We start from the raw sequence: 1,840 nt of genomic DNA on the forward strand, positions 1-1,840 counted from the left end.
ACTGCATCAGCAGCCATCGCCCCGCCGCCTTGTCCTCCGCCACCGCCATCCGCAGCAGCGGCGCCCGCCACACCTCCAGCCGATACCGCCGCGGATTGTAGCGCTCGTACAACTCCGCCGCCGCCGCCTCCCCTCCTTCTCTCCCCACCTCCACTTCCTCGACCACCAGCCGCGCCTGCCGCCAGACCACCTGCACCGGCTCTCGCAGCCCTTCCCACACCACCGCCGTCCGCAGGATGTCGTGCCGCCCGATCACCGCTTGCAGCGCCGCCAGATAGCTCTCCAGGCGCTGCCGACTCTCGAAGCTGTAGAGGCTGCCCAGCAGGTACGGATCGCCCTCGCCGCCCATCAGGTGGTGGAAGAGTATCCCCTCTTGCAGCGGTGCCAGCGGGTAGATGTCTTGCAGGTTTCCGGCCCCGCCTTCGACGGTCGCCACCACTCGCGCGATCTCCTCTTCGGTCAGCTCCACTAGCGGCAACATCTCTGGCGTAATGGAGACTGGACGGCCCCACCAGGTATCACGGCGCTCCCCGATAAGGGCGAGCAACCCAGCCTTGTGCGCCCGCAGTTCGCTGACAAGGGACGAGGTTAGTGTTTGCGTCTCGCCGATAACCACCAAGTCAGAGCCATTGCGGCGAAGCCCAATGTTCTCCCGTTCAAGATAGACAAGTAGCTCATCAAATCTCATATGCGAATCTCAACCGTGTTTGGACTTTCCTCTGGTTTGCTAGCCTCTGGAATCAGACTGGGCGGAACTTCAACTACACTAATCGGCTGGTTGATAGCAGCCGCCAGTTCGGCCAACACTGGCATCGTGAAAAGCGTATGCGGATCCGCCTGCAACCCCGCCCGCCGCAGCCGCGCGATGACACGCACCACCAGCAGCGAGTTGCCTCCCAGCTCGAAGAAGTTGTCGTGGCGACCGACCCGCTCCACCTTCAGCACCTCGCTCCAGATCGCCGCCAGCCGCTGTTCGATCTCCCCCTGCGGCTCCTCGTACTCGCCGGTCGCATAGCTATCGCCCTCCGGTGCGGGCAGCGCCTTGCGGTCGAGCTTGCCGTTGGGGGTCAAAGGCATCTGCGCCAGCCGCACGTAGGCCGCCGGCAGCATATACTCCGGCAGCCTCGCCGAGAGCTGTTGGCGCAAGGCCTCGGCGGCGACCTCCGGGTGGTTGGCTTGGGTGAAGTAGGCGACCAGGCGCTTATCGCCGGTGGTTTCTTCGCGCAAGACGACGGCGGCTTCGCCGACTCCTTCGCACTCGGCCAGCCGCGCCTCGATCTCTCCGAGCTCCACCCGATAGCCCCGCACCTTCACCTGATCATCGAGCCGCCCCAAATACTCCAACTCCCCATCTCGACTCCACCTCGCCACATCTCCCGTCCGATACAGCCGCTCGCCTCTCTCCCCGCTCTGCTCATCGGCCACGAACCGCGCCGCCGTCTGCCCCGCTCGCCGCCAGTAGCCGCGCCCCACTCCCACCCCGCCGATCACCAGCTCGCCGCTCACCCCCACCGGCACCGCCTCGCCGGCCGCATCCACCACATAGGCCCGCGTGTTCGGCAGCGGCCGCCCGATCGGCACCCCTCGTCCCTCCTCCGCCACTCTCCCACCAAGGCTGACATAGTGCGTCACGTCGTCGGAGCACTCGGTCGGCCCGTAGGCATTCATCATCCCCACCCCTGGCGCTGCCGCCTGAAAGCGCCGCCACAGCCCCACCGCGCAGGCTTCGCCCGTCACCAGCACCCAGCGCAGACTCGCTACACCGGCCTGCCTGTCGCCGACCTCCCCCAGCATCGCCTCCAGCAGCGACGGCACCGTCTCCCACACCGTCACCCCGGCC

Annotated in this window: 2 protein-coding genes; both read right to left on the reverse strand. The window is 66.7% G+C overall.

Features of this window, described 5'->3' with window-relative positions:
* Nucleotides 1–481 (reverse strand): condensation domain-containing protein (locus VJ464_23705; protein HKQ08152.1); only part of this gene is annotated, 481 nt, incomplete at its 3' end.
* 203 nt (nucleotides 482–684) lie between these two features.
* On the reverse strand, nucleotides 685–1,833 hold the full coding sequence (locus tag VJ464_23710; protein ID HKQ08153.1) for an AMP-binding protein: 1,149 nt from the start codon (nucleotides 1,831–1,833) through the stop codon (nucleotides 685–687).
* Between the last annotated feature and the right edge of the window lie 7 nt (nucleotides 1,834–1,840).

It is taken from the genome of Blastocatellia bacterium, from assembly GCA_035275065.1.
Classification (GTDB): domain Bacteria; phylum Acidobacteriota; class Blastocatellia; order UBA7656; family UBA7656; genus DATENM01.